This window comes from Curtobacterium sp. MCBD17_026 (assembly GCF_003234895.2).
In the GTDB taxonomy this organism is placed as follows: Bacteria; Actinomycetota; Actinomycetes; order Actinomycetales; family Microbacteriaceae; genus Curtobacterium; species Curtobacterium flaccumfaciens.
Map to the genome: position 1 here is coordinate 2,779,853 of NZ_CP126281.1, position 20,616 is coordinate 2,800,468.

At 70.1% G+C, this 20,616-nt stretch carries 19 protein-coding genes; 11 read left to right on the top strand and 8 right to left on the bottom strand.

Going from position 1 to position 20,616, the window contains the following annotated elements:
• Positions 1-15: 15 nt before the first annotated feature.
• Positions 16-1,089, bottom strand: a complete 1,074-nt coding sequence (locus DEI85_RS13170) for a spore photoproduct lyase family protein (RefSeq protein ID WP_111091193.1) — start codon at positions 1,087-1,089, stop codon at positions 16-18.
• Between the two features lie 44 nt (positions 1,090-1,133).
• On the opposite strand from DEI85_RS13170, the gene DEI85_RS13175 reads away from it, so the two are divergent.
• The gene (locus tag DEI85_RS13175; protein ID WP_111122953.1) at positions 1,134-1,439 is read left to right on the top strand and encodes a biopolymer transporter Tol; all 306 of its coding nucleotides are present in this window, start codon (positions 1,134-1,136) and stop codon (positions 1,437-1,439) included.
• 110 nt (positions 1,440-1,549) lie between these two features.
• On the opposite strand, the gene DEI85_RS13180 is transcribed toward DEI85_RS13175, so the two are convergent.
• The 4 genes from DEI85_RS13180 to DEI85_RS13195 form a co-directional block, all read right to left on the bottom strand.
• Positions 1,550-3,379, bottom strand: coding sequence for a glycoside hydrolase family 35 protein (locus DEI85_RS13180; protein ID WP_111122952.1), 1,830 nt, complete (start codon positions 3,377-3,379; stop codon positions 1,550-1,552).
• Positions 3,380-3,465: 86 nt separating this feature from the next.
• Entirely contained in the window at positions 3,466-4,800 is a 1,335-nt protein-coding gene (locus DEI85_RS13185; RefSeq protein ID WP_181420171.1) for an ABC transporter substrate-binding protein, read from the bottom strand.
• Positions 4,801-4,897: 97 nt separating this feature from the next.
• Positions 4,898-5,869, bottom strand: coding sequence for a carbohydrate ABC transporter permease (locus DEI85_RS13190; RefSeq protein ID WP_220032968.1), 972 nt, complete (start codon positions 5,867-5,869; stop codon positions 4,898-4,900).
• Positions 5,866-6,810: a carbohydrate ABC transporter permease gene (locus DEI85_RS13195; protein ID WP_027466150.1), complete on the bottom strand. Its 945-nt coding sequence runs from the start codon at positions 6,808-6,810 to the stop codon at positions 5,866-5,868. Before DEI85_RS13195 ends, DEI85_RS13190 begins: the two co-directional genes overlap by 4 nt.
• 197 nt (positions 6,811-7,007) lie before the next feature.
• On the opposite strand from DEI85_RS13195, the gene DEI85_RS13200 reads away from it, so the two are divergent.
• Complete coding sequence (locus DEI85_RS13200; protein ID WP_181435612.1) at positions 7,008-8,033, top strand: LacI family DNA-binding transcriptional regulator; 1,026 nt, start codon at positions 7,008-7,010, stop codon at positions 8,031-8,033.
• A gap of 324 nt (positions 8,034-8,357) precedes the next feature.
• On the opposite strand, the gene arfA is transcribed toward DEI85_RS13200, so the two are convergent.
• Complete coding sequence (arfA, locus tag DEI85_RS13205; RefSeq protein ID WP_111091189.1) at positions 8,358-9,863, bottom strand: arabinosylfuranosidase ArfA; 1,506 nt, start codon at positions 9,861-9,863, stop codon at positions 8,358-8,360.
• Between the two features lie 308 nt (positions 9,864-10,171).
• Between arfA and DEI85_RS13210 the strand changes: the two genes are divergently transcribed.
• From DEI85_RS13210 to DEI85_RS13220, 3 genes are all read left to right on the top strand, one after another.
• Positions 10,172-11,527, top strand: a complete 1,356-nt coding sequence (locus DEI85_RS13210) for an extracellular solute-binding protein (protein WP_111122950.1) — start codon at positions 10,172-10,174, stop codon at positions 11,525-11,527.
• An 84-nt stretch (positions 11,528-11,611) separates the two neighbouring features.
• The gene (locus DEI85_RS13215) at positions 11,612-12,583 is read left to right on the top strand and encodes a carbohydrate ABC transporter permease (protein WP_110862596.1); all 972 of its coding nucleotides are present in this window, start codon (positions 11,612-11,614) and stop codon (positions 12,581-12,583) included.
• Between the two features lies 1 nt (position 12,584).
• Positions 12,585-13,499 (top strand): carbohydrate ABC transporter permease, encoded by a 915-nt coding sequence (locus DEI85_RS13220; protein WP_110862597.1) that lies wholly within the window; start codon positions 12,585-12,587, stop codon positions 13,497-13,499.
• A gap of 514 nt (positions 13,500-14,013) precedes the next feature.
• Here the strand turns inward: DEI85_RS13220 and DEI85_RS13225 are convergent.
• Positions 14,014-14,844, bottom strand: coding sequence for a siderophore-interacting protein (locus DEI85_RS13225; protein WP_110862598.1), 831 nt, complete (start codon positions 14,842-14,844; stop codon positions 14,014-14,016).
• Between the two features lie 28 nt (positions 14,845-14,872).
• On the opposite strand from DEI85_RS13225, the gene DEI85_RS13230 reads away from it, so the two are divergent.
• The 6 genes from DEI85_RS13230 (at position 14,873) to DEI85_RS13255 (ending at position 20,076) form a co-directional block, all read left to right on the top strand.
• Positions 14,873-15,976, top strand: coding sequence for a FecCD family ABC transporter permease (locus DEI85_RS13230; RefSeq protein WP_258369991.1), 1,104 nt, complete (start codon positions 14,873-14,875; stop codon positions 15,974-15,976).
• An 11-nt stretch (positions 15,977-15,987) separates the two neighbouring features.
• On the top strand, positions 15,988-17,130 hold the full coding sequence (locus tag DEI85_RS13235; RefSeq protein ID WP_111122965.1) for a FecCD family ABC transporter permease: 1,143 nt from the start codon (positions 15,988-15,990) through the stop codon (positions 17,128-17,130).
• Complete coding sequence (locus DEI85_RS13240; protein ID WP_111122949.1) at positions 17,127-18,116, top strand: ABC transporter ATP-binding protein; 990 nt, start codon at positions 17,127-17,129, stop codon at positions 18,114-18,116. The genes DEI85_RS13235 and DEI85_RS13240 overlap by 4 nt, the downstream gene beginning before the upstream one ends.
• Before the next feature lie 11 nt (positions 18,117-18,127).
• Entirely contained in the window at positions 18,128-19,147 is a 1,020-nt protein-coding gene (locus DEI85_RS13245; RefSeq protein WP_111122948.1) for an ABC transporter substrate-binding protein, read from the top strand.
• Positions 19,148-19,259: 112 nt separating this feature from the next.
• Positions 19,260-19,829, top strand: coding sequence for a GNAT family N-acetyltransferase (locus tag DEI85_RS13250; protein WP_220032969.1), 570 nt, complete (start codon positions 19,260-19,262; stop codon positions 19,827-19,829).
• A 55-nt stretch (positions 19,830-19,884) separates the two neighbouring features.
• Positions 19,885-20,076 (top strand): hypothetical protein, encoded by a 192-nt coding sequence (locus tag DEI85_RS13255; protein ID WP_110862603.1) that lies wholly within the window; start codon positions 19,885-19,887, stop codon positions 20,074-20,076.
• 44 nt (positions 20,077-20,120) lie between these two features.
• Here DEI85_RS13255 and DEI85_RS13260 read toward each other — a convergent pair whose 3' ends face one another.
• Positions 20,121-20,615 (bottom strand): MarR family winged helix-turn-helix transcriptional regulator, encoded by a 495-nt coding sequence (locus DEI85_RS13260; RefSeq protein WP_110862621.1) that lies wholly within the window; start codon positions 20,613-20,615, stop codon positions 20,121-20,123.
• Position 20,616 lies beyond the last annotated feature (1 nt).

A 20,616-nucleotide genomic window follows, 5' to 3' on the forward strand; every position in this document is an offset into this window, starting at 1 on the left:
CGGGGAGGTCGCCGATCAGAAGGCGTACCGGATCCGGCACGACGGCAGGTGCTCGGCCACGAGTTCGCGGAAGCGCTCGACGAGCTGCCCCTTCATGCCGGACCGGTAGCGCACGTTCACGGCACCGTTCTGGGACACCTTCTGCTCCTGCAGGTCCGGACGCCACAGCAGGTCCTCGGCCCTGGGGTGCCACCCGAGGTTGACCTCGTGCAGGGGCTGGTTGTGGGTCAGGAAGATCACCTCGGCCGCGAGCTGCGCCTTGGCGGCCGGGGACAGCACGTCGTCGACCTGCCGGAGCAGCTCGGCCCAGTCCGACTCCCACGTCGGCGTGAGGATGACCGGCGAGAAGTTCAGGTGGACCTCGTACCCGGCGTCGACGAAGTCGTTCACCGCGGCGATCCGCTCGGCGATCGGGCTCGTGCGGATGTCGGTGACCTTCGCGGTCTCGTGCGGCATCAGTGAGAAGCGGATCCGGGTCCGGCCCATCGGGTCCCAGTCGAGCAGGTCACGGTTGACGTACTTGGTCGCGAACGACGCCTTGGCCGTTGGGGTCATCCGGAACAGGTCGCAGAGGTCACGGACGTTGTCGCTGATCATCGCGTCGACCGAGCAGTCGCTGTTCTCGCCGATGTCGTAGACCCAGGCTTCCGGGTCGCACTGGTTCGGTTCGGTCTTCGGTCCCTGCTTGGCGATGTTCCGCGCCACGTGCTTCGTGATCTGGTCGATGTTCGCGAACACGGTCACCGGGTTGCTGTAGCCCTTGCGCCGCGGCACGTAGCAGTACGCGCACGCCATCGCGCAGCCGTTCGCGGTGGACGGTGCGATGAAGTCGGCCGAGCGACCGTTCGGCCGCGTCACCAGCGACTTCTTCACGCCGAGCACGAGCGCCTCGGTCTTGATCCGCACCCAGCGCTGGACGTTCCGTTCGTCGCCGTGCACCTCGGGGATGTTCCAGTGCGACTCGACCGGGACGATCTCGGCGTCCGGCCAACGCCCGACGATCTCCTGCCCGCGCTGCAGTTCGAGGGCGGCCGGCTCGGCGTAGATGCGTCGGACGTCGAGCATCGGGCGGACGCGTTCGTGGCTCATCGGCTCCTGTCTACCCGGCACCACCGACGGTGCAGACTCGGACCATGACCGCCGAACCCGACGACCACTTCTTCGTCGTGGACGGCCGACGCTGGCGCCGCACCGACCCCGCCCTGCCCGAGGAACTCGCCGCCGCACTCCGCTCCCACCTGGGGCGCGGGCGGAACGCGGTGAAGACCGCGAAGCGCGCGGGCAACGACGAGGCCCTGGCGGCGGCACGGCACCGGAACGGCTTGGCGAAGCACGGGCTGGGCGAACGCGGCCCCGAGTGGTGGTCCCGCCCCGAGGCCGACCGGATCGCCGACGCCGAGCGCGCCCTCGCCGACCTGGACGCCCTCGACGCCGACTGATCCCTCCCATAACGCCCGCGATGGAGAGCAGAATCGGGCGTACCTGGTCGAAACTTCCGACCGGGTACGCCCGATTCGACCAGGTACGCCCGGTTCGACCAGGCGCGCGACTAAGCCTCGGTGTGGCCCAGGTCGGGCTCGACGAGCAGGCACGCTGTGCGGGAAGCGGCGGCGTGCAGTTCGAGCACGACGAGCTCGTTGCGACCGTGGCGGAGCACCGGCCCCGGGATCGCCAGGGTCTGCTGCGGGCCTCGCGACCAGTACCGACCGAGGCAGAACCCGTTGACCCAGGCGACACCCTTCCGGAACCCGTCGAGCGACAGGTACCGATCGTCCACGGTGTCGAGGTCGAACGAGCCAGCCGCGAACGTCGGTCCGGCGAGCACCTCGCCACCGGTCGGAGCGACCTCGGACAGCGCGGTCATCGCAGCGGGGGCGATCGGATCGAGGGCGAGCGGCGATGCCGTCCACCGGGCCACCCGTGCGCCGTCGATCGAGACGCCGCCGATCAGGCCCTTCGGCTCGCCGATGCGGACGCCGTAGTCGACGCGGCCCTGGTCCTCGACGAGGAGTTCGAGCGTGCCGGTCACCGGCGGCAGGGCGATCGCGCGGTCGTGGTGCTCACGCTCCAGGACCCCGACGACGACACCGTCGGCCGACACGATCGCTCGGTCGCGCACCTCGGTGCCGACGGTCAGCACCCCTCCGGCGGGCAGGTCGACCTCGGCGCGGTACGCGACGAAGCCGCTCGCGGCCCCGAGGGAGTCGAAGGTCGGCGGCTCGTCGTGCGCGGACCACGCCGTGAGGGCGGGCAGCAGGGAGCGGAGCGACGCCACGCGGTCCAGGCGGACGGCGAGGTCCGTGGCGGGGGTGACCCGGGCCTCCAGACCGACTCCGTCCGCCGCATCGGACGCGAGTCGACCCGATCCACCCGGCTCCATCGTCGCGGGCAGCGGCGGGACGGGCGCGTACCGCGCGATCACCGAGCGGAACGCGTGGAACTTCTCGGTCGGCCGGCCGGCCTCGTCGAGCGGGGCGTCGTAGTCGTACGACGTCGCGATCGGGCGGTAGACGCCCTTGTCGTTCGCGCCGTTCGTGAAGCCGAAGTTCGTGCCGCCGTGGAACATGTAGATGTTCACCGAGCCGCCGGCGGCGAGCAGGACGTCGAGGTCCTCGGCACTGGCGGACGCCGGCGTGGTGTGGTGGTGCTCGCCCCAGCTGTCGAACCAGCCATCCCAGAACTCCGAGCACATCAGGGGCCCGGTGGGCTGGGCCTGCCGCAGGCGCTCGAGCCGGGCGGCGGAGCGTGAGCCGAACGAACCGGTCTTGTGCAGCGAGGGCAGGGAGCCGTCCTCGAGCATGGTGCCCATCGGCTGGTCGACGCTCGTGAAGGCGACGGTCAGCCCGATGTCGCGGTGCATCTGCTCGAGTGCGCGCAGGTACTCGGGGTCGGAGCCGTAGGCGCCGTACTCGTTCTCGACCTGCACCAGGACGATGGGCCCGCCCTGGTCGATCTGCCGCGGGACCAGCACGGGGGCCAGGTGCTGCAGGTACGTCTCGACCGCTGCGAGGAACCCGGGCTCGTTGCGCCGGACGCCCACGGTGCCGTCCGCGAACAACCAGTACGGCAGACCACCGTTCGTCCACTCGGCGCAGATGTAGGGGCCGGGGCGGACGATGGCGTGCATGCCCTCGGCGGCCACGAGGTCGAGGAAGCGACCGAGGTCCAGGCCACCCGACAGGTCGAACACCCCGGGCGACGGCGCGTGTGCGTTCCAGGCGACGTAGGTCTCGATGGTGTTGAGGCCCATCAGCTTCGCCTTGCGGATCCGGTCGGCCCACAGGTCGGGGTGCACGCGGAAGTAGTGGATCGCGCCGGACAGGACCCGGTGCGGCTCGCCGTCGAGCAGGAAGTCGGTGTCGCCGATGGCGAAGCGCATGGTGTGACTCTTTCGTTGCCGGGGGTGCCGGGCGTGGAGCGGGGCCGTGCGGACGTGTCCGCACGGCCCCGCGGGGATACCTCGAACTACTTCGACGAGACCGTGAAGCCCTGGTCCTTGCCGTACTTGGCGAGGGCCTTCTGCCAGGCCTCGAGGCCGGCGTCGAGCGAGGTGCCGTTCTCGTACGCCTGACCGACGGTGTCGGCGTAGACGCTGTTCGCGTACACCTGGTACGGCAGGTAGGTGAAGTCGTTGTCCGAGGACTTCGACGCGTCGACGAGCACCTTGTTGATCTGCTGGCCGCCGAAGTACTCCGGCTTCTCGTCGAGGAACGCCGACGACTCGAGGTCCGCGGTGGTCGACGGGAAGCCGCCGGACTCCATGAAGACCTTCGTGGACTCCTTCGACGAGTTCAGCCACTTGAGGAAGCCCGCGGCGAGGGCCGGGTTCTTCGACTGCTTCATGACGACCTGGGCGCTGCCGCCGTTGTTCGCGGTCTGGGCGGTGCCGCCGTCGTAGGTCGGCATCGGGGCGACGCGCCAGTCACCCGAGGCCTGGGCGACGCCGGACTCCAGGTTGCCGGGCATCCAGGCGCCGGTGATCAGCGTGGCGATCTCACCGTTGCCGAGCTGCTTGTACCAGTCATCGGTCCAGCCCACCGTCTTCGACAGCAGGCCCTGCTCGACGAGCTCGTTCCAGGTGCTCGTCCACTTCTTGGTGCCCTCGTCCTGCAGGTTGATGGTCACCTTGTCACCGTCGGTGGCGAAGGGGGTGCCGCCGGCCTGGGCGATCATGCTGGTGGTGAAGCCGGCGTCGCCGGAGTCCGCCGCGATGTAGGCCTTCGGGTCGGCCTCGTGCAGCTTCTTGGCAGCGGCGACGTACTCGTCCCACGTCTTCGGCACGGCGATGTCGTGCTTGTCGAAGACCTTCTCGTTGTAGAACAGCGCCATGGGGCCGGAGTCCTGCGGCAGGCCGTAGACCTTGCCGTCGATCGACACCGAACTCCAGGTGCTCTTCGCGAAGTCCTTCTCGAGCGAGTCGAAGCCGTAGCTCGACAGGTCGAGCAGCGACTCGGACAGCGCGAACTGCGGCAGGGCGTAGTACTCGACCTGGGCGACGTCGGGGGCGCCCGAGCCGGCCTTGATCGTGTTCTGCAGCTTCGTGTACTGGTCGGCGCCGGTGCCCGCGTTGACGAGCTTGACCTTCACCTTGGGGTACTGCTTCTCGAACGCCGCGACCTGGGCCTTGGCCGACGGGGTCCACGACCAGTAGGTCAGCGTGCCGCCGTCCTTCAGGGCCTTGTCGATGTCGTCGGCCGAACCGCCGGAGCCGGAGCCGCCGGAGGCGCACGCGGCGAGGGCGATCGCGGCGGTGACGCCGATGGCGAGGGCGCTGAGCCCGCGCCGGAGACGCTTGTTCATGGGAGTGCCTTTCACTTCTTCGTGGAGGGGGTGGTGCTGCTGTGTGCCGGACCGGCCGGCGCGTGGCGGGGTCGCCACGAGCCTGGTGTCCGAGGGGTCAGGCCTTGACCGACCCGGCCGCGAGGCCGGACTGCCAGAAGCGCTGGAGGAAGAGGAACGCGACCACGATCGGGATGATCGTGAGGAGCGATCCCGTGACGACGAGGTTGTAGATCGGCTGCGCGCCGGACCCGGTGGCCTGCGCGTTCCACTGGTTCAGGCCGACCGTCAGCGGGTACCACTTCGGGTCGCTCAGCATGATGAGCGGCAGGAAGTAGTTGTTCCAGGTGGCGACGACCGCGAACAGCAGGACGGTGACGACACCGGGCGCGAGCAGGCGGAGCGCGATGGTGAAGAAGATCCGGAACTCACCGGCGCCGTCCATGCGGGCGGCCTCGAGCAGTTCTGCCGGGATCGCGTCGACCGCGTACGTCCAGATCAGGTACATGCCGAACGGGCTGATCAGCGAGGGCAGGATGATCGCCCACGGGGTGTTGGTCAGGCCGACCTGCGAGAAGAGCAGGAAGGTCGGGACCGCCAGGGCCGTGCCGGGGACCGCGATGGCGCCGAGGACGACGGCGAAGACCGCGCGGCGACCGGGGAACTGGAACTTCGCCATGCCGTAGCCCGCGACGGTGGCGAGCAGGGTGGCCCCGCCGGCACCGACGACGACGTAGAGCAGCGTGTTGCCGAACCACTGCAGGAAGATGCCGTCGTTGTACGTCAGCGTGTCGACGATGTTCTGCCAGAGGTTGAAGTCCCCGCCGAACCACAGACCGAACGTGGAGAGCAGCGACGCCTGCGTCTTCGTGCTGTTCACGAGCAGGTAGAACAGCGGCGCGAACGAGTACACGACGAAGACGACCATGACCGCGGTGAGCAGGCCGGAACGCTTCGGCTTGCGTCCGTCGACGTGCTGCTCCGCCTTCCTGGAGGCCCGGATCGAGCGGGTGCGCGGCGCACGTTGCGTCGTGGTCGCCTCGGTCACCGTGGCCGCTGCGGGCCCGGCGGGGTGCTGGATGGTGCTCATCGGTTCTCCTCGCGGGTGCCGCGGACCTGGACGACGTAGGCGATCACCGCGGTGATCACGCCCATCACGATCGCGACCGTGGCGGAGTAGTTGAACTGCTGTCCGCTGAAGGACAGCGAGTAGGCGTACATGTTCGGGGTGAAGGCGCTGCCGATGACGTTCGGGGCGAGCGTCTTGAGCAGGTTCGGCTCGTTGAAGAGCTGGAAGCTGCCGATGATCGAGAAGATCGTGGCGATGACCATCGGGCCGCGGAGCGCCGGGAGCTTGATCGAGAAGACCGTGCGCATCGGGCCGGCACCGTCGAGCTCGGCCGCCTCGTACAGCTCACCGGGGACGGTGCGGAGTGCGGCGTAGAAGATCAGCATGTTGTAGCCGAGGAACTCCCACGTGACCACGTTGCCGATCGACGTCAGGACCCAGCTCGGGCTGAACGGCTGCAGCAGGTCGATGCCGAGCGCGTCGTTCGCGGCGCCCGTCAGACCGAACTGGTTGCCGTAGATGAAGCCCCAGATCAGAGCCGCGACGACCCCGGGGACGGCGTAGGGCAGGAACACCGCGATGCGGAAGAAGCTCGTCCCCCACAGTCGGGCGCTGTCCAGGGCCAGGGCGGCGACGAGCGCGAGGCCGAGCATGATCGGCACCTGGACGACCAGGAAGATCGCGACCCGACCGAACCCGGACCAGAACTTGGCGTCCTGGAAGAGCTGCACGTAGTTGGCGAACCAGACGAACTGGTTGCCGCCGATGAGCTGGTCGCGGAACAGGCTGAGCCAGAGCGCGTAGCCGATCGGCACGATGAGCATCAGGACCAGGACGACGACGAACGGGCCGACGAACAGCCATCCGGTGAACCGTCCCCGCGGCTTTGGGCGGCGGCCGGCGGGGCGCTCGGCGGTGGGGCGCGGTGCTGCCTCACCGGGGCGCGCTGCGAGCGTGCTCATGTGACTCCTTCGTCTGCTGCGTTCGGGTGGTCGATGTCGGCGGCTCGGCCCGGGCCGGATCAGGGTGTCCGGGCGGTCACCGATGTTGACGTCAACATCGAACGACGCGACGATAGCATGGCAACGTCAACATGCGCTAGCGTCCGGGGAGGCCGACCGCTCGGCCACCTCGATCCGGAAGGAGCGCCAGCGTGACGATGGAGTCCCCCGCCGGCACCCGCCGCGCACCCTCGATGGCCGCCGTGGCCGACGCCGCCGGGGTGTCGATGCAGACGGTCTCGCGCGTCGCCCGGGGCTTCGACAACGTCAGCCCGGAGACCCGCGACCGCGTCCAGCGCGCGATGGAGTCCCTCGGCTACCGGCCCAACCGTGCCGCCCGCGCCCTGCGCTCCGGCCGCTTCCGCACCATCGGCGTGATCATGTTCACGCTCGCTTCCTTCGGCAACATGCGCACGCTCGAGGCGATCGCCGACGCCGCCGGCGTCGCCGACTTCACGATCACCCTGCTGCCCATGGCCTCGCGTACCGAGGCCGGTGTCCGGTCGGCCTTCTCGCGCCTGCACGAACAGGCCGTCGACGGCGTCGTGATCATCATCGAGTCGCACATCATCGACACCGCCGAGGTCGTGCTGCCCGACGGCGTGCCCATGGTCATCATCGATTCCACGGGCAGCACCGACCACCCCGCGATCGACACCGACCAGGCCGACGGCGCCCGGCAGGCCACGCAGCACCTGCTCGACCTGGGGCACGAGACCGTCTGGCACGTCGCCGGCCCGGAGTCGTCGTACTCGGCAGCCCGTCGCCTCGCCGCATGGCAGGACACCCTCGAACGCGCCGGACGCCAGGTGCCCCCGGTGTTCCGCGGCGGCTGGACGACCGAGCACGGGTACGAGGCCGGGCTCGAGATCGCCGCACGGGCGGAGATCACCGCGGTGTTCGCCGCGAACGACCAGACCGCCCTCGGGGTCCTGCGCGCCGCACACGAGTCCGGTCGCCCGGTGCCGTCGTCGCTCAGCGTGGTGGGGTTCGACGACTCCCCCGAGTCCGACTCGTTCTGGCCGCCGCTGACCACCGTGCACCAGTCCTTCGACGAGGTCGGCCGCCGAGCGGTGGCGAACCTGCTCGCCCAGATCGACGGCGAACGGGTCAGCGTGGCGGCCGACCTGGTGCCGGTGCGGCTCGTCGAGCGCGCGAGCACGGCGGCGCCGCCGGCGCGCTGACGGCCGCGCCGAGACTCGGCCACGCGGACAGACTGTGCCGTGCGCGTGCCGCATCCCGTCCGCCCAGACGAGATTCGGCCCGTGGCCGCGACCGCACGCCGGCCGGGAGGCCCGGTGCCAGGCCACCACGGGCCTCCCGGCCGCCGCGCGGGCCACGTTTCGGGCCCAGCGACAGTCCACGCGCCCGTCACCCCGTGAGGTGTCGCCCACCCCGTGAACTCGCGCCCGCCGCACCCGCGCAACGAGCAGAGGACGTCGGGCGCGAGCGCCCGACGTCCTCTGTGCTCACTCGACGCCCGCCGTGGCGTGCGCCGAGGCGTCTTGTCAGCCGATCGAGACGGCGGTCCAGGAGACCGGCGGGAGCTCGATCGTGACCGTGTCGCCCTCGCGGCGGACCGACTCGTTCGTGCGGAGTCCCACGCGCGAGGTGTTCTCCAGGTCGTTCACGGCGTGCAGGTCGTCGTCCCAGACGCCCTCGGCGTGGACGTCGCCCGTCGCACCGATGCCGGCGAGGTCGATCGTCACCGTGGTCGGCTCGGACGGGTGGCGGTTGACCAGGAAGACCGCGGCCTTGCCGTCCTCGGAGACGGTGGCGGCGGAGTCCACGACCGGGACCTCACCGTGCTTGCCGCCGTCGACCGTGTCACCGGAGGCCTTGACCTGCAGCGAGGTGCCCTGCGCCAGGCGCGAGGTGACCGAGAACGGGAAGAACGTCGTCTGGCGCCAGGCCGGGCCACCGGGCTCGGTCATGATCGGGCCGATCACGTTGACGAGCTGGGCGAGCGAGGCCGAAGCGACACGGTCGGCGTGGCGGAGCAGCGAGATGAGCAGGCCACCCACGACGACGGCGTCGGCGACGGTGTAGACGTCCTCGAGCAGACGCGGGGCGACCGGCCACTCGTCGAGCGTGAAGGTCTTGGCCTTCGCTTCCCACTTCTTGATCGACCAGACGTTCCACTCGTCGAACGAGATGTCGATGCGCTTGTCGGACTTCTTCTGCGCCTGGACGTGGTCGGCGGCCGTGGTGACCGTCTTGATGAAGTGGTCCATGTTGACGCCCGAGGCGAGGAACGACGGCAGGTCGTCGTCCTCCTCGTAGTAGGCGTGCGCGGAGATGTAGTCCACGTCGTCGTAGGTGTGCTCGAGGACGGTGCGCTCCCACTCGCCGAACGTCGGCATCGATGCGCCGGAGGAACCGCAGGCGACGAGCTCGAGGTCGGGCTGGATCTGGCGCATGGCCTTGGCGGTCATGGCGGCGAGCTTGCCGTAGTCGTCGGCGTTCTTGTGGCCGAGCTGCCACGGGCCGTCCATCTCGTTGCCGAGGCACCACATCTTGATGGCGAAGGGTTCCTGGCGACCGTTCGAACGACGGTACTCGGACAGTGCGGTGCCGGCGTCGATGTTGGCGTACTCCAGGAGCTCGATGGCCTCTTGCGTGCCGCGGGTCCCGAGGTTCACGGCGAGCATGAGCTCCGAACCGACCTGGTCGAGCCAGTGCTGGAACTCGTGCAGGCCGACCTCGTTCGTCTCGGTCGAGTGCCAGGCGAGGTCGAGGCGGCGGGGGCGCTGCTCGACGGGGCCGACGCCGTCCTCCCACTTGTAGCCGGAGACGAAGTTGCCACCGGGGTAGCGGATCGCGGAGACGCCGAGTTCCTTGACGAGTTCGACGACGTCCCCGCGGAAGCCGTGCTCGTCGGCGGTCTCGTGGGTGGGCTCGTGGATGCCGTCGTAGACGTGGCGGCCGAGGTGCTCGACGAACCCGCCGAACAGGCGACGTCGCACCGGCCCCACGGTGAACGCGGCGTCGAGGACGAGGTGTGTGCGGGGCATGGATCTCCTTCGATCGTGGCAGTGCGGTTCGTGCGGTGAGCAGGGTGGCGTGCTGGGCGGAGGACACTTCGGGAACCGAAGCGGGCCGTCACGAAAGTGAGCGCTCACCTGCCGGAAACGCTACCGGGTTCCGCGCCGTCGCGAAAGGGGTGGCGGATGCCGGGAGCGAGCGCTAATGTGAGCGCTCACGGAGCACCGGAAGGTCGTTCCGCGTCCGGAGCAGCAGTGCTCCGGGTCCGGAGCAGCGATGCTCCGGCGGGAGCACCGACCCTGTTCCCGAGCCCGGCCCATCCCGATGGAGTGATGCCATGCCGATCCCACCCGCAACACCCGCGTCGCGCCTGTCGCGCCGGGGCTTCCTCGCCGCCGGTGCAGCGGCCGCGACGGTCCTGCCGCTCGCCGCCTGTTCCAGCCCCCTCGCCGCCGGTCTCGCCGGCAGCGCCCTCAACCCCGAGACGCTCGTCTTCTGGAACCTGTTCGGCGGCGGCGACGGCGTCCGCATGCAGGCCATGGAGGACGGCTACGCGAAGCAGCACGGCGGTTCGAGCGCGCTGCAGGGCACCACGTTCGCGTGGGGCAACCCGTACTACTCGAAGCTGACACTGGCGACCGTCGGGAACAAGCCGCCGGACGTCGCGGTCGCGCACCTGACCCGCGCGAAGCCGCTCTGGGACGGTGACCTGCTCGACCCGATCACCTCCGACGACCTGGCGAGCGTCGGCCTGAGCGCCGCCGACTTCAACCAGAAGGCCTGGGCGGCGCAGAAGACCGACGGCAACAACATCGCGGTCCCGCTCGACACCCACCCCTTCGTCCTGTTCTACAACGTCGACGTCTGCAAGAAGGCCGGCCTGATCGACGGTGACGGCAACCTCGTCGACCTCAACGGCATGGACAACTTCGAGAAGGCCCTCGCCGCGGTGGCCAAGGTCACCGGCGGCACGGCGCTCAACGTCGCGAACGTGGTGCCGGAGACGGCAACCCCGTGGCGCTTCTTCTGGACGATGTACAACCAGCTGAAGGACGCCACCCCGTTCATCAGCGACGGCGGCTCGAAGCTCACCGTCAACGAGGACGCCTACAACGAGGTCACGAGCCGCACCCAGAAGTGGGTGAAGGAGGGCTGGCTGAACAAGGCCCTCGACTACGCCACCGCGCAGTCGCTCATGTTCGACGGCAAGGCCGGCTTCTTCATGCAGGGCGAGTGGGAGATCAGCACCGCGCAGTCGATCAAGGGCCTGAACTTCGGCATGGCGCCGATCCCGCAGCTCTACGACAAGCCGGCGACCCAGGCGGACTCGCACACGTTCGTCCTGCCCAAGAAGGCCCGCACGCCGGAGCAGCGCAAGCAGCACATGCTCTTCATCAAGCAGATGCTCGAGCAGAGCCTGACCTGGGCCGAGGGTGGGCACGTGCCGGCCTACATCCCGACGTTCGACAGCTCCGCGTACAAGAAGCTCACGCCGCAGTCGAACTACGCGGCCGCAGCCGAGACCGCCGTGTTCGACGACGCCGCCTGGTACGGCGGATCCGGCTCGACGTTCGAGGGCACGGTGGGCGCTCAGCTCGCCCTCGTGCAGCAGGGCAGCTCGTCCCCCGCGCAGGCACTGCGCGCCATCAAGTCGCAGCTCGCGACCTACCTCAACACCCCGAGCCCCCTGTGACCCGGCACGCGACCGCCCGGCAGGACCACTCCGGGCAGACGACCACCGCGATCGCCGTGAACACCGCGCGAAAGGCACGATGACGTGACCACAGCACCTGTCCTCGACCGGCCGACCGACGCGGCCACCGCGCCGCGTCTCCGCCGGAACCGCTCCTACGGCTCCAGCGTCAACCGCGGCCAGGGCCGCAGCGGCTGGCTGTTCCTCGCCCCGTTCGGCCTGTTCTACGTGGCCTTCCTGCTCGGCCCGACGATCTGGATGATCGTCACGAGCTTCTTCAACACCTCGACCGTCCGCACCGGACTCGGCAGCTTCGCCGGGTTCGCGAACTACGCCGAGATGCTCGGGCGCAGCGACTTCTGGTCGTCGCTCTGGCACACGCTGCAGTTCACGCTGTACACGACCCCGCCGCTCGTCATCCTGGCGTTCGTGTTCGCCGTGCTGACGAACCGGATGAACCGCGGGCAGTGGTTCTTCCGCCTGGCGTTCTTCCTGCCGTTCATCCTGCCGTCGGCGACGATCTCGCTGATCTGGGTGTTCATCTTCACGCCGAGCACCGGTCTGTGGGCGAGCCTGCAGTCGGCGATCGGCATGACGCCCGGCTCCGGCATGCTGTCGAGCCCGAACACCGCCATGATCGGTGTCGCGATCGCCACCGTGTGGTGGACCCTCGGCTTCAACTTCGTGCTCTACCTGGCCGGCCTGCAGGAGATCCCGCGTGAACTGTACGAGGCCGCCGCCGTCGACGGTGCGTCGAACTGGCAGCAGATCAAGTCGATCACGCTCCCCCTGCTCGGCCGCACCACGACGCTGGTCGTCCTGCTGCAGATCATCGCGAGCCTGAAGATCTTCGACCAGGTCTACCTGATGACGAACGGCGGGCCGGGCATCTCGACCCAGGTCTCGCTGCAGCTCATCACCGGCGTCGGCTTCACCGACAACCGACTCGGTGCCGCATCGGCCGCGTCGGTCCTCCTGTTCATCGTGATCGTGGCGATCGCGGTCATCCGGCAGCTCGTCGAGCGCGCTGCCGCCAAGCGAGAGATCGGGGCCTGACATGACCGCCACCGAGAGCATCACCACCACCGGCCGCAAACTCCGCACCGGCGTCTCCTCGGCCGCTCCCACGAGCGCCGCGAAGATCGGCGTCAGCGGTCGTGGCTTCACGATCGCGTCGGGGATCGTCCTGACGATCTTCGCGATCATCTGGCTCATCCCGAGCGTGTTCGCCCTGAAGACGTCGCTGTCGGAAAACGGCGTCGCCGCCCTCGGCGCGAACGCGATCCTGTCGAACTGGAACCCGACGCTGCACTCCTACTCGTCGCTGTTCCAGGCGGGCGACATCTGGAACTGGTACCTCGCCAGCGCCATCACGAGCGTCGTCACGGCGGCACTCACCGTGCTGTTCGCGTCGATGGCGGCGTTCGCGCTGTCGCGACTGGTGTTCCGCGGCCGCAACATCGCGTTCCTGCTCATCATCCTCGGGATCATGATCCCGACGCAGGTGCTGATCATCCCGATCTTCCAGGAGCTCAACGCGGTCGGCCTGCTCAACACCTACTGGTCGGTGATCTTCCCGCAGGTGCCAGCCGTGATCGCGGTGTTCATCTTCAAGCAGTTCTTCGACGGCATCCCGAAGGAGCTGGAAGAGGCGGCGCGCATCGACGGCGCCGGCATCTGGAAGGTCTACTGGTCGGTCATCCTGCCGCTGTCGCGTCCGGTGATCGCGGCCGTGACGATCCTGACCTTCGTCGGGGTGTGGAACAACCTGCTGCTGCCGCTGTTCGTGCTGTCCAACCCGGACCTCATGACGATCCCGGTCGGGCTCGCCACGGTCCAGGGCAGCTTCGGTCAGCGCTACGCCGACATCCAGGCCGGTGCGATCCTCGCGGCGCTGCCGCTGATCATCCTCTACCTGATCTTCCAGCGGCAGATCGTGGAGGGCGTGACGGGCTCGGGCCTCAAGGGCTGACGCCACCCCACCACGGACGGGAGGCCCGGTGCCAGCTGGCACCGGGCCTCCCGTCCGTCCGTGGGTCGCGTCGCGTGCGCGGCGCACCTGGTGCTTTCGGGCGTACCTGGGCGGAAGTTCTGGAGCGGTACGCCCGGAAGCACCAGGCATCGCGGGCGCCGGGGGAAGGATCGGGCGTACCTGGCGGAGTCGGGCATACCTGGCGGAATCGGGTATACCTGGGCGGAAGTTTTGTGGCGGTACGCCCGAAAGCACCAGGCATCGCGCCCGCCAGGGGAAGGACCGGGCGTACCGGGCCGAAGCGGGCATACCTGGCGGAACCGGGCATACCTGGGCAGAACGGGCGTACCTGGGCAGAAGTTCTGTAGCGGTACGCCCGGAAGCACCAGGCACCACGCGCGCTAGGGGAAGGACCGGGCGTACCTGGCCGAAGCGGGCATACCTGGGCAAAACGGGCGTACCGGGGCGGAAGTTCCGGGGGCGGTACGCGCGAAAGCACCAGGCACCGCGCGGGTCAGGCGGGGACGGAGACCTTCGTATCGTGCTTCCAGAACCCGGAGAACGTGATGCGCGACTTGGGCAGGCCCGCACGGTGCAGGTGGCGGCGGCCCTCCGTTGCGAGTCGCGACTCCCCCACGACGAACGCGTAACCCTGGTCGTCGGACGGCACGTGCCGCTGCAGCTCGGCGAGGGCGCCACTGCCCGGGACGGTGCCCGGCTGCCGGACGATCCAGGTCACCTGCACGCCGGCGGGGGCGTCGAGGTCGCGGATGTCGGCGGCGGTCGGGACCTCTTGGATGATGCGGCCGACGGTGTCACGCGGCAACGAGGCGGCGATGCCGACGACGCCGGGTAGGCCGGTCTCCTCGGCGGCGACGACGACCTCGCTGGTGCCGGCGGGGACATCGAAGATGCAGCCCTGGTCGAGCATCGCGAGCTCCTCGCCGGGACGTGCGGCGCATGCCCAGATCGCGGCGCGGCCCTCGAGCTCGCCGCGGTGGTCCAGGTGCACGACGAAGTCGATGTCGAGCTCGGCGGTGCCGTCGGCGAGCAGGCGGTACGCGGCGACGGTGTAGTTCGCGCAGTGGGGGCGGATGTCCTCGGGGATGCCGAGGAACGTCGGCCACCACTTCTTGCCGTCCAGGTCGGGCATCCGGAAGGCGTCCTGGTCGGGGCGTCGGACGAACAGGCGGAACCAGTGGTCGAAGCCGAGGTAACCGAACTCGTGCAGGTCGTCCCCGGTGACGGTGACGCGCTGCATCGAGGGGGTCACCCGCTGGGTCCGGAGGACACGGGCGCGGAAGAGCCGGGGGTTCGTCGGCAGGAGCCGCGGGGTCTTCGCCATGAGGCAAGGCTAACCTAAGATGACTTCCGTGCCAGCCCCCAATCCCGTTCTGGCTTCCGGTCCGGAGGCCCCCGAACCCGTCGCGTCCAGCGCCCGAGACGGCGATGCGTCGCGCGCCGTCGGCGTCCACCGGACCGCGATGCGGCGGCGCACCGCGGTGATCGTCGGACTCGTCGTCGCCCTGGTGCTCGTCGCCGTGGCCAGCATGCTGCTCGGCAGCAACCGCATCGGTGTCGCCGAGGTGTGGGCGGGGCTCACACGCTCCGGGTCGAGCACCGACGAGGCGATCGTCTGGGGCTCCCGCATCCCGCGCACGCTGATCGGTGCTGCGGTCGGTGCGGCTCTCGGCATCGCCGGGCTGCTCATGCAGGGACACACCCGCAACCCGCTCGCCGACCCAGGCCTGTTCGGCGTCTCGTCGGGAGCGGGGCTCGCGGTGGTGCTCGGCGTCTACGTGTTCGGGGTGACGAGCACGAGCGCGACCGTCTGGTTCGCCCTGGTCGGGGCCCTGGTCGCCAGCGTCGTCGTCTTCTCGGTGACCATCGCCGGCAGCGGCACGGCCAGTCCGGTGCCGCTCGCCCTCGCCGGGGCCGCGGTCTCGGCGCTCCTCGCGGCCCTGACCTCCTTCGTCGTGCTGACCGACCAGGCCTCGCTCGACGCGTACCGGCTCTGGGTCGTCGGATCGCTCGCCGCACGCCAGCTCGACATCCTCGGGGCGGTATGGCCGTTCCTGGCCGCCGGGCTCGTGCTCGCGGTGCTGAACGTCCGCGCCCTCGACGCCCTCGGGCTCGGGTCCGAGCTGGCGAAGGGGCTCGGCGAGAACGTGCTCGTCGCCCGGCTCGTCGGCCTGGGCGGGATCACGCTGCTCGCCGCCGGGGCGACCGCTGCTGCCGGCCCGATCGGCTTCGTCGGCCTGACCGTGCCGCACGTCGCCCGCGCGCTCGTCGGCACAGGACACCGCTGGACCCTGCCGGTCTCCGGCCTGGTCGGCGCCGCCCTCGTGCTGCTCGCCGACGTCATCGGTCGCCTGATCGGCGGGTTCTCCGAGGTCGAGGTCGGCATCGTGCTCGCCGTCATCGGTGGCCCCGTGTTCGTCGCCGTGGCCCGTCGCCGATCGCTGGTGTCGCTGTGAGCGGGGCAGCGGTGCGCAGCACCGGGAGCACGCCCGGCAGCACGCCCGGCAGCACGCCCGAGACCACCACGCCGGGCACGCCCGCCCCCGCCGCCCACGCCCCCGGCCGCGCCGGCATCCGCATCGGCCCCGTCGGCCTCGCCTGGCGCCCGCGGGTGTTCTGGTACACCGTCGCCTCGCTCGCCACCGTCCTGGTGCTCATCGTGATCGGGACGGCGTTCGGCTCCACATGGATCGCTCCCGGGGTCGTCATCCGGTCCCTGCTCGGCCTGGAGTCCGGGCCGGACGCCTTCATCATCACCACCCTGCGGCTGCCCCGCGTGCTCACCGGGGCTCTCGTCGGCCTGACACTCGGGGTCGCCGGCGCGCTCACCCAGACCTTCACCCGAAACCCCCTCGGGACCCCGGACATCATCGGTGTCACCGCGGGCGCGAGCGTCGGTGCGGTCGCGGCCATCGTCCTCGGCGGCGGGACGTACTCGGTCTCGTCCCTGCTGCTCGGTGGCGGGATCCCGGTGGCTGCCACGATCGGCGCCCTGGTCGCTGCGGTCCTGGTGTACGGCCTGGGCTGGCGCGGCGGCGTGCAGAGCTACCGGCTCGTGCTGGTCGGCATCGGCGTGAGCGCGACGCTCGACGCCGTGACCAGCTACCTGCTCGTCCGCGCGAAGATCACCGTCGCCACCGCGGCGTCGCAGTGGCTCGTCGGCAGCCTGTCGAGCACCTCGTGGGAGAGCGTCTGGCCGCTGCTCGTGGTGGCCGCCGTCGCGGTGCCGATCGCACTGGCGACGAGTGCGGCGCTCGGCATCGGGCAGCTCGGCGACGAGGTCGCGACGGGCGTCGGACTCGGCGTCCAGCGGCACCGGCTGCTCGTCATCGCGCTCGCGGTCGTGCTGACCGCCGCCGCCGTGGCCGCCGCGGGGCCGGTCGGCTTCGTCGCGTTCGTCGTGCCGCAGGTCGGGCTCCGGCTCGCCGGCACGAACCGGCCGCCGCTGCTGCTCGCCGGTGCCCTCGGCGCCGTGCTCGTGCTCGCCGCCGACCTGCTGTCCCGTTCCGCGTTCCCGTGGCAGGTGCCGGTCGGCATCATCACCACCGTGATCGGGGCGCCGTACCTGATCTGGCTCCTCGTCCGTCACCGCAAGGAGATGTCCCGATGACAGCACCGCACCAGAACCAGCACGAGCACGAGCACCAGAACCAGCACCAGCACCAGCACCAGCACCAGCACCAGAACCAGCACCAGCACGACACCCCCGTCCTCGAAGCCACGGGCCTGTCCGTCGGCTACGACCGCCAGCCCGTGCTGCGGGACCTGGACCTGCGCATCGAACGCGGCACCGTCACGACGTTCCTCGGTGCGAACGGCTGCGGCAAGTCGACGCTGCTCAAGGCGTTCGGCCGCGTGCTCAAGCCGCAGGCCGGCGAGGTCCTGCTCGACGGCACCCCGATCCGCAGGGAGCCGAACCGCCAGGTGGCCCGCAAGCTCGCGATCCTGCCGCAGTCCCCCGTCGCCCCCGCGGGCACCAGCGTGCTCGACCTGGTGATGCGCGGCCGGAACCCGCACCAGTCGTGGGCGAAGCCGTGGACCGCCGAGGACGCGGCCGTCGCCGAAGCGGCCATCGCCGCCACCGGTCTGACCGAGGTCGCGCACCGCGACGTCACGAGCCTGTCCGGCGGGCAGCGTCAGCGCGCCTGGATCGCCATGGTCGTTGCGCAGCAGGCCCAGACACTCCTGCTCGACGAGCCGACGACCTACCTGGACCTCGCGCACCAGCTCGAGGTGCTGCGGCTCGTCCGGCGGCTGAACCGCGAGCAGGGTTCGACGATCGTGATGGTGCTGCACGACCTGTCGCTCGCGGCGCGGTACTCGGACCGGCTCGTGGTGCTGCACGACGGCGGGGTCGTCGCCGACGGCACACCCCACGACGTCCTCACCCCGGCACTGCTCGAGCACGCGTTCGGCCTGCACGCCCGGGTGTTCCCCGACCCGGTGACCGGTGCACCGATGATCGTGCCCGAGGCGGACGAGCACGACCCCGTCCAGAGTGCCCCGACCGAGCACACGGTCCCGAGTGCCCCGACCGAGCACACGGTCTCGACGAAAACCGAAGACGTGCTGGCGAGTGCCGCGAACTTAGGTTAGCCTCTCCTAACGTGAAGACCTCCCGACGTGGCCACCTGCGCGCCGCCCTCCTGACCTCCGTGACCGTCTCGGCACTCCTCCTGACCGGCTGCTCGAGCACCGGCAACTCGAACGACTCCGACTCCGACGGCGGCACCGCCGCGTCGAAGGCGTGGTCCTACGAGGACGCCACGGGCGCCACCGTGAAGGTCGACCACACGCCGAAGCGTGTCGTCGTGCTGAACGACATCGCCCTGTCGTTCATCGAGTACGGCCTGAAGCCCGTCGGCACCTTCGGGCAGCTGACGATGGCGAAGGACGCCCGCTTCGAGGGCCTGGACACCGACGGCATCACGCAGCTCGGCACCGCCTACGGCGACATCGACCTCGAGCAGCTCGCCGCGCTCAAGCCCGACCTCGTCGTCACCTCGGTCTACCCGACCGACGCCAAGGGCACGCTCGACACGAAGCAGCCCGGCTACGGCTTCAAGGACACGGCGCAGGAGAAGCAGATCGAGGCCATCGCGCCCGTCGTCCAGGTGAAGTGGGGCGGCAAGGGCGAGGACGTCATCGAGAAGATCGCGGAACTGTCCGAGTCCCTCGGCGCGAAGGAGTCGACGGTCGACGCCGCCGAGGAGCGCTTCGACACCGCGGCCGACGAGCTCGAGAAGGTCTCGAAGGAGAAGGACCTGTCGGTCGTCTCGATGTACGCCGACGGTGACGGCGCCTACGTCACCCGCCCGACCGACGAGCCGTCGCTGCAGATGTACGCGTCGTACGGGGTCGACTTCGTCAACCCGAAGCCCGAGGGCTTCTACTGGGGCATCTACTCGTGGGAGAACGCCGGCCAGATCACCGGTGACGTGCTGCTGCTGTCGCAGCAGGGCTACCAGGTCGCCGATCTGGAGAAGCAGCCGACCTTCGCCGACAACGCCGCACTCGAGGCGGGCCAGGTCCACAGCTGGACGTTCCCGGCCCTCGACTACGCGTCGCAGGCCGACTACATGACCAAGCTCGCGGGGTGGCTCGAGGACAGCAAGAAGCTGTCCTAGGACCCACACCCACGGCGGCCTGGAGGCGCGGTGCCAGCTGGCACCGCGCCTCCAGGCCGTTCGTGGTTCCGTTCCGGTGGCGGGATCACCCGGACCGGAGGATCATCGGCCCATGGAGTACTCGACGGCGATGCTCACCGAGGAGACGTGGCCCGACTTCGCCGCGCTCGTGACCCGCAGCAACGGCGTGTGGGGCGGGTGCTGGTGCATCGGTTTCCACCCGGACGGCCCACGCGGGACGCCCGACCCGACGGTGTCCCACCAGGAGGCGAAGCACCGACACGTGCGGAACGGCACGAACCACCAGGTGCTCGTCTACGCCGACGGCACGGCGGTCGGCTGGTGCCAGTTCGGGCGGCCGGTCGAGCTGCCGACGATCCTGAACCCCGGTGCCTACGCCCGCGAGGCCGGCACCTCGCCGGACTGGCGGATCGGCTGCGTGTTCGTCGAGTCCCGACACCGCGGCCAGGGGGTCGCACGCGCCGCGGTCACGACCGCGCTCGACCAGATCCGACGGGCGGGCGGCGGGACGGTCGAGGCCTACCCGGAGCAGACGGTCGAGCGGAAGCCGCAGCGCGGGGCCTACCTGCACACCGGACCGGAAGAACTGTTCACGCAGTTCGGGTTCGTGCGCGACCGCCGCATCGCGAAGTGGCGGTGGGTGATGCGCACGACCGTGTGACCGGCGTGCCCGCTCGACGCCGCACTGCCAGCCCGGCGCGCGTACCGTGGGCGCTGTGACACGCACCGCTCCGGTACGACCGCATCGCCTCGCCCTCATCGGCGCCGCCGTGGCCCTGGTGATCGGGGTCGGACTGCTCTTCACCCCCTGGGACGGGCCGGTCATCGTGCTCGCCTGGGCGCTCATCGTCGCCGCGGTCGTCCTCGGCGCCGTCACGCTGTTCCTGGTGCGGGCACCCCGCAGCTAGACCGCGAGCCCCGGCTGGCGCGACGGCGCAGCGCAAGCGTTCCGTCAGCTGCGCCGCCGCGCGCCCGCGGACCGTGGTGGGTTCGCGCGCAGGTGCTCCGCCGCTCCCCCGAGGATCCGCGCGAGGTCGTCGACGTCCGCGTCCGACATCGACGCGAACAGCAGGGTGTGCAGCGCCTCGATGTGACCGGGGAAGACGGCTGCGAGGACGTCACGACCGCCCCGGGTGATCGTCACGACCGTGCTGCGTTCGTCGTCGGGCGAGGGCCCGCGGGTGACCAGCCCACGCTGCTCGAGCAGTTGCGCCTGGTACGTCAAACCGCTGCGGCTGTAGACGACCCCGTCGGCGAGGTCGGTCATGCGCTGCTGCCCGCCCGGTGCGTCACCGAGCCGGGCGAGCAGCTGGAACTGCACGTAGCTCAGGCCGCCCACGTCGCGCAGCTGCCGCTCGACCGCGTGGCGCAGCAAGCTGCTCACCTCGGTGAAGGCGAAGTACGCCCCGAGCTGCGTCGGGGTCAGGGAGTTCGGCGCATCCGTCACG

Excerpts from the sequence above, each read along its gene's own strand:
- DEI85_RS13225 (WP_110862598.1), bottom strand. The coding sequence starts at position 14,844 with ATGGCGAAGACCCCGCGGCTCCTGCCGACGAACCCCCGGCTCTTCCGC.
- DEI85_RS13220 (WP_110862597.1), top strand. The coding sequence starts at position 12,585 with ATGACCGCCACCGAGAGCATCACCACCACCGGCCGCAAACTCCGCACC.
- DEI85_RS13180 (WP_111122952.1), bottom strand. The coding sequence starts at position 3,379 with ATGCGCTTCGCCATCGGCGACACCGACTTCCTGCTCGACGGCGAGCCG.
- DEI85_RS13200 (WP_181435612.1), top strand. The coding sequence starts at position 7,008 with ATGGAGTCCCCCGCCGGCACCCGCCGCGCACCCTCGATGGCCGCCGTG.
- DEI85_RS13195 (WP_027466150.1), bottom strand. The coding sequence starts at position 6,810 with ATGAGCACGCTCGCAGCGCGCCCCGGTGAGGCAGCACCGCGCCCCACC.
- DEI85_RS13240 (WP_111122949.1), top strand. The coding sequence starts at position 17,127 with ATGACAGCACCGCACCAGAACCAGCACGAGCACGAGCACCAGAACCAG.
- DEI85_RS13170 (WP_111091193.1), bottom strand. The coding sequence starts at position 1,089 with ATGAGCCACGAACGCGTCCGCCCGATGCTCGACGTCCGACGCATCTAC.
- DEI85_RS13185 (WP_181420171.1), bottom strand. The coding sequence starts at position 4,800 with ATGAACAAGCGTCTCCGGCGCGGGCTCAGCGCCCTCGCCATCGGCGTC.
- arfA (WP_111091189.1), bottom strand. The coding sequence starts at position 9,863 with ATGCCCCGCACACACCTCGTCCTCGACGCCGCGTTCACCGTGGGGCCG.
- DEI85_RS13210 (WP_111122950.1), top strand. The coding sequence starts at position 10,172 with ATGCCGATCCCACCCGCAACACCCGCGTCGCGCCTGTCGCGCCGGGGC.
- DEI85_RS13175 (WP_111122953.1), top strand. The coding sequence starts at position 1,134 with ATGACCGCCGAACCCGACGACCACTTCTTCGTCGTGGACGGCCGACGC.
- DEI85_RS13190 (WP_220032968.1), bottom strand. The coding sequence starts at position 5,869 with ATGAGCACCATCCAGCACCCCGCCGGGCCCGCAGCGGCCACGGTGACC.
- DEI85_RS13250 (WP_220032969.1), top strand. The coding sequence starts at position 19,260 with ATGGAGTACTCGACGGCGATGCTCACCGAGGAGACGTGGCCCGACTTC.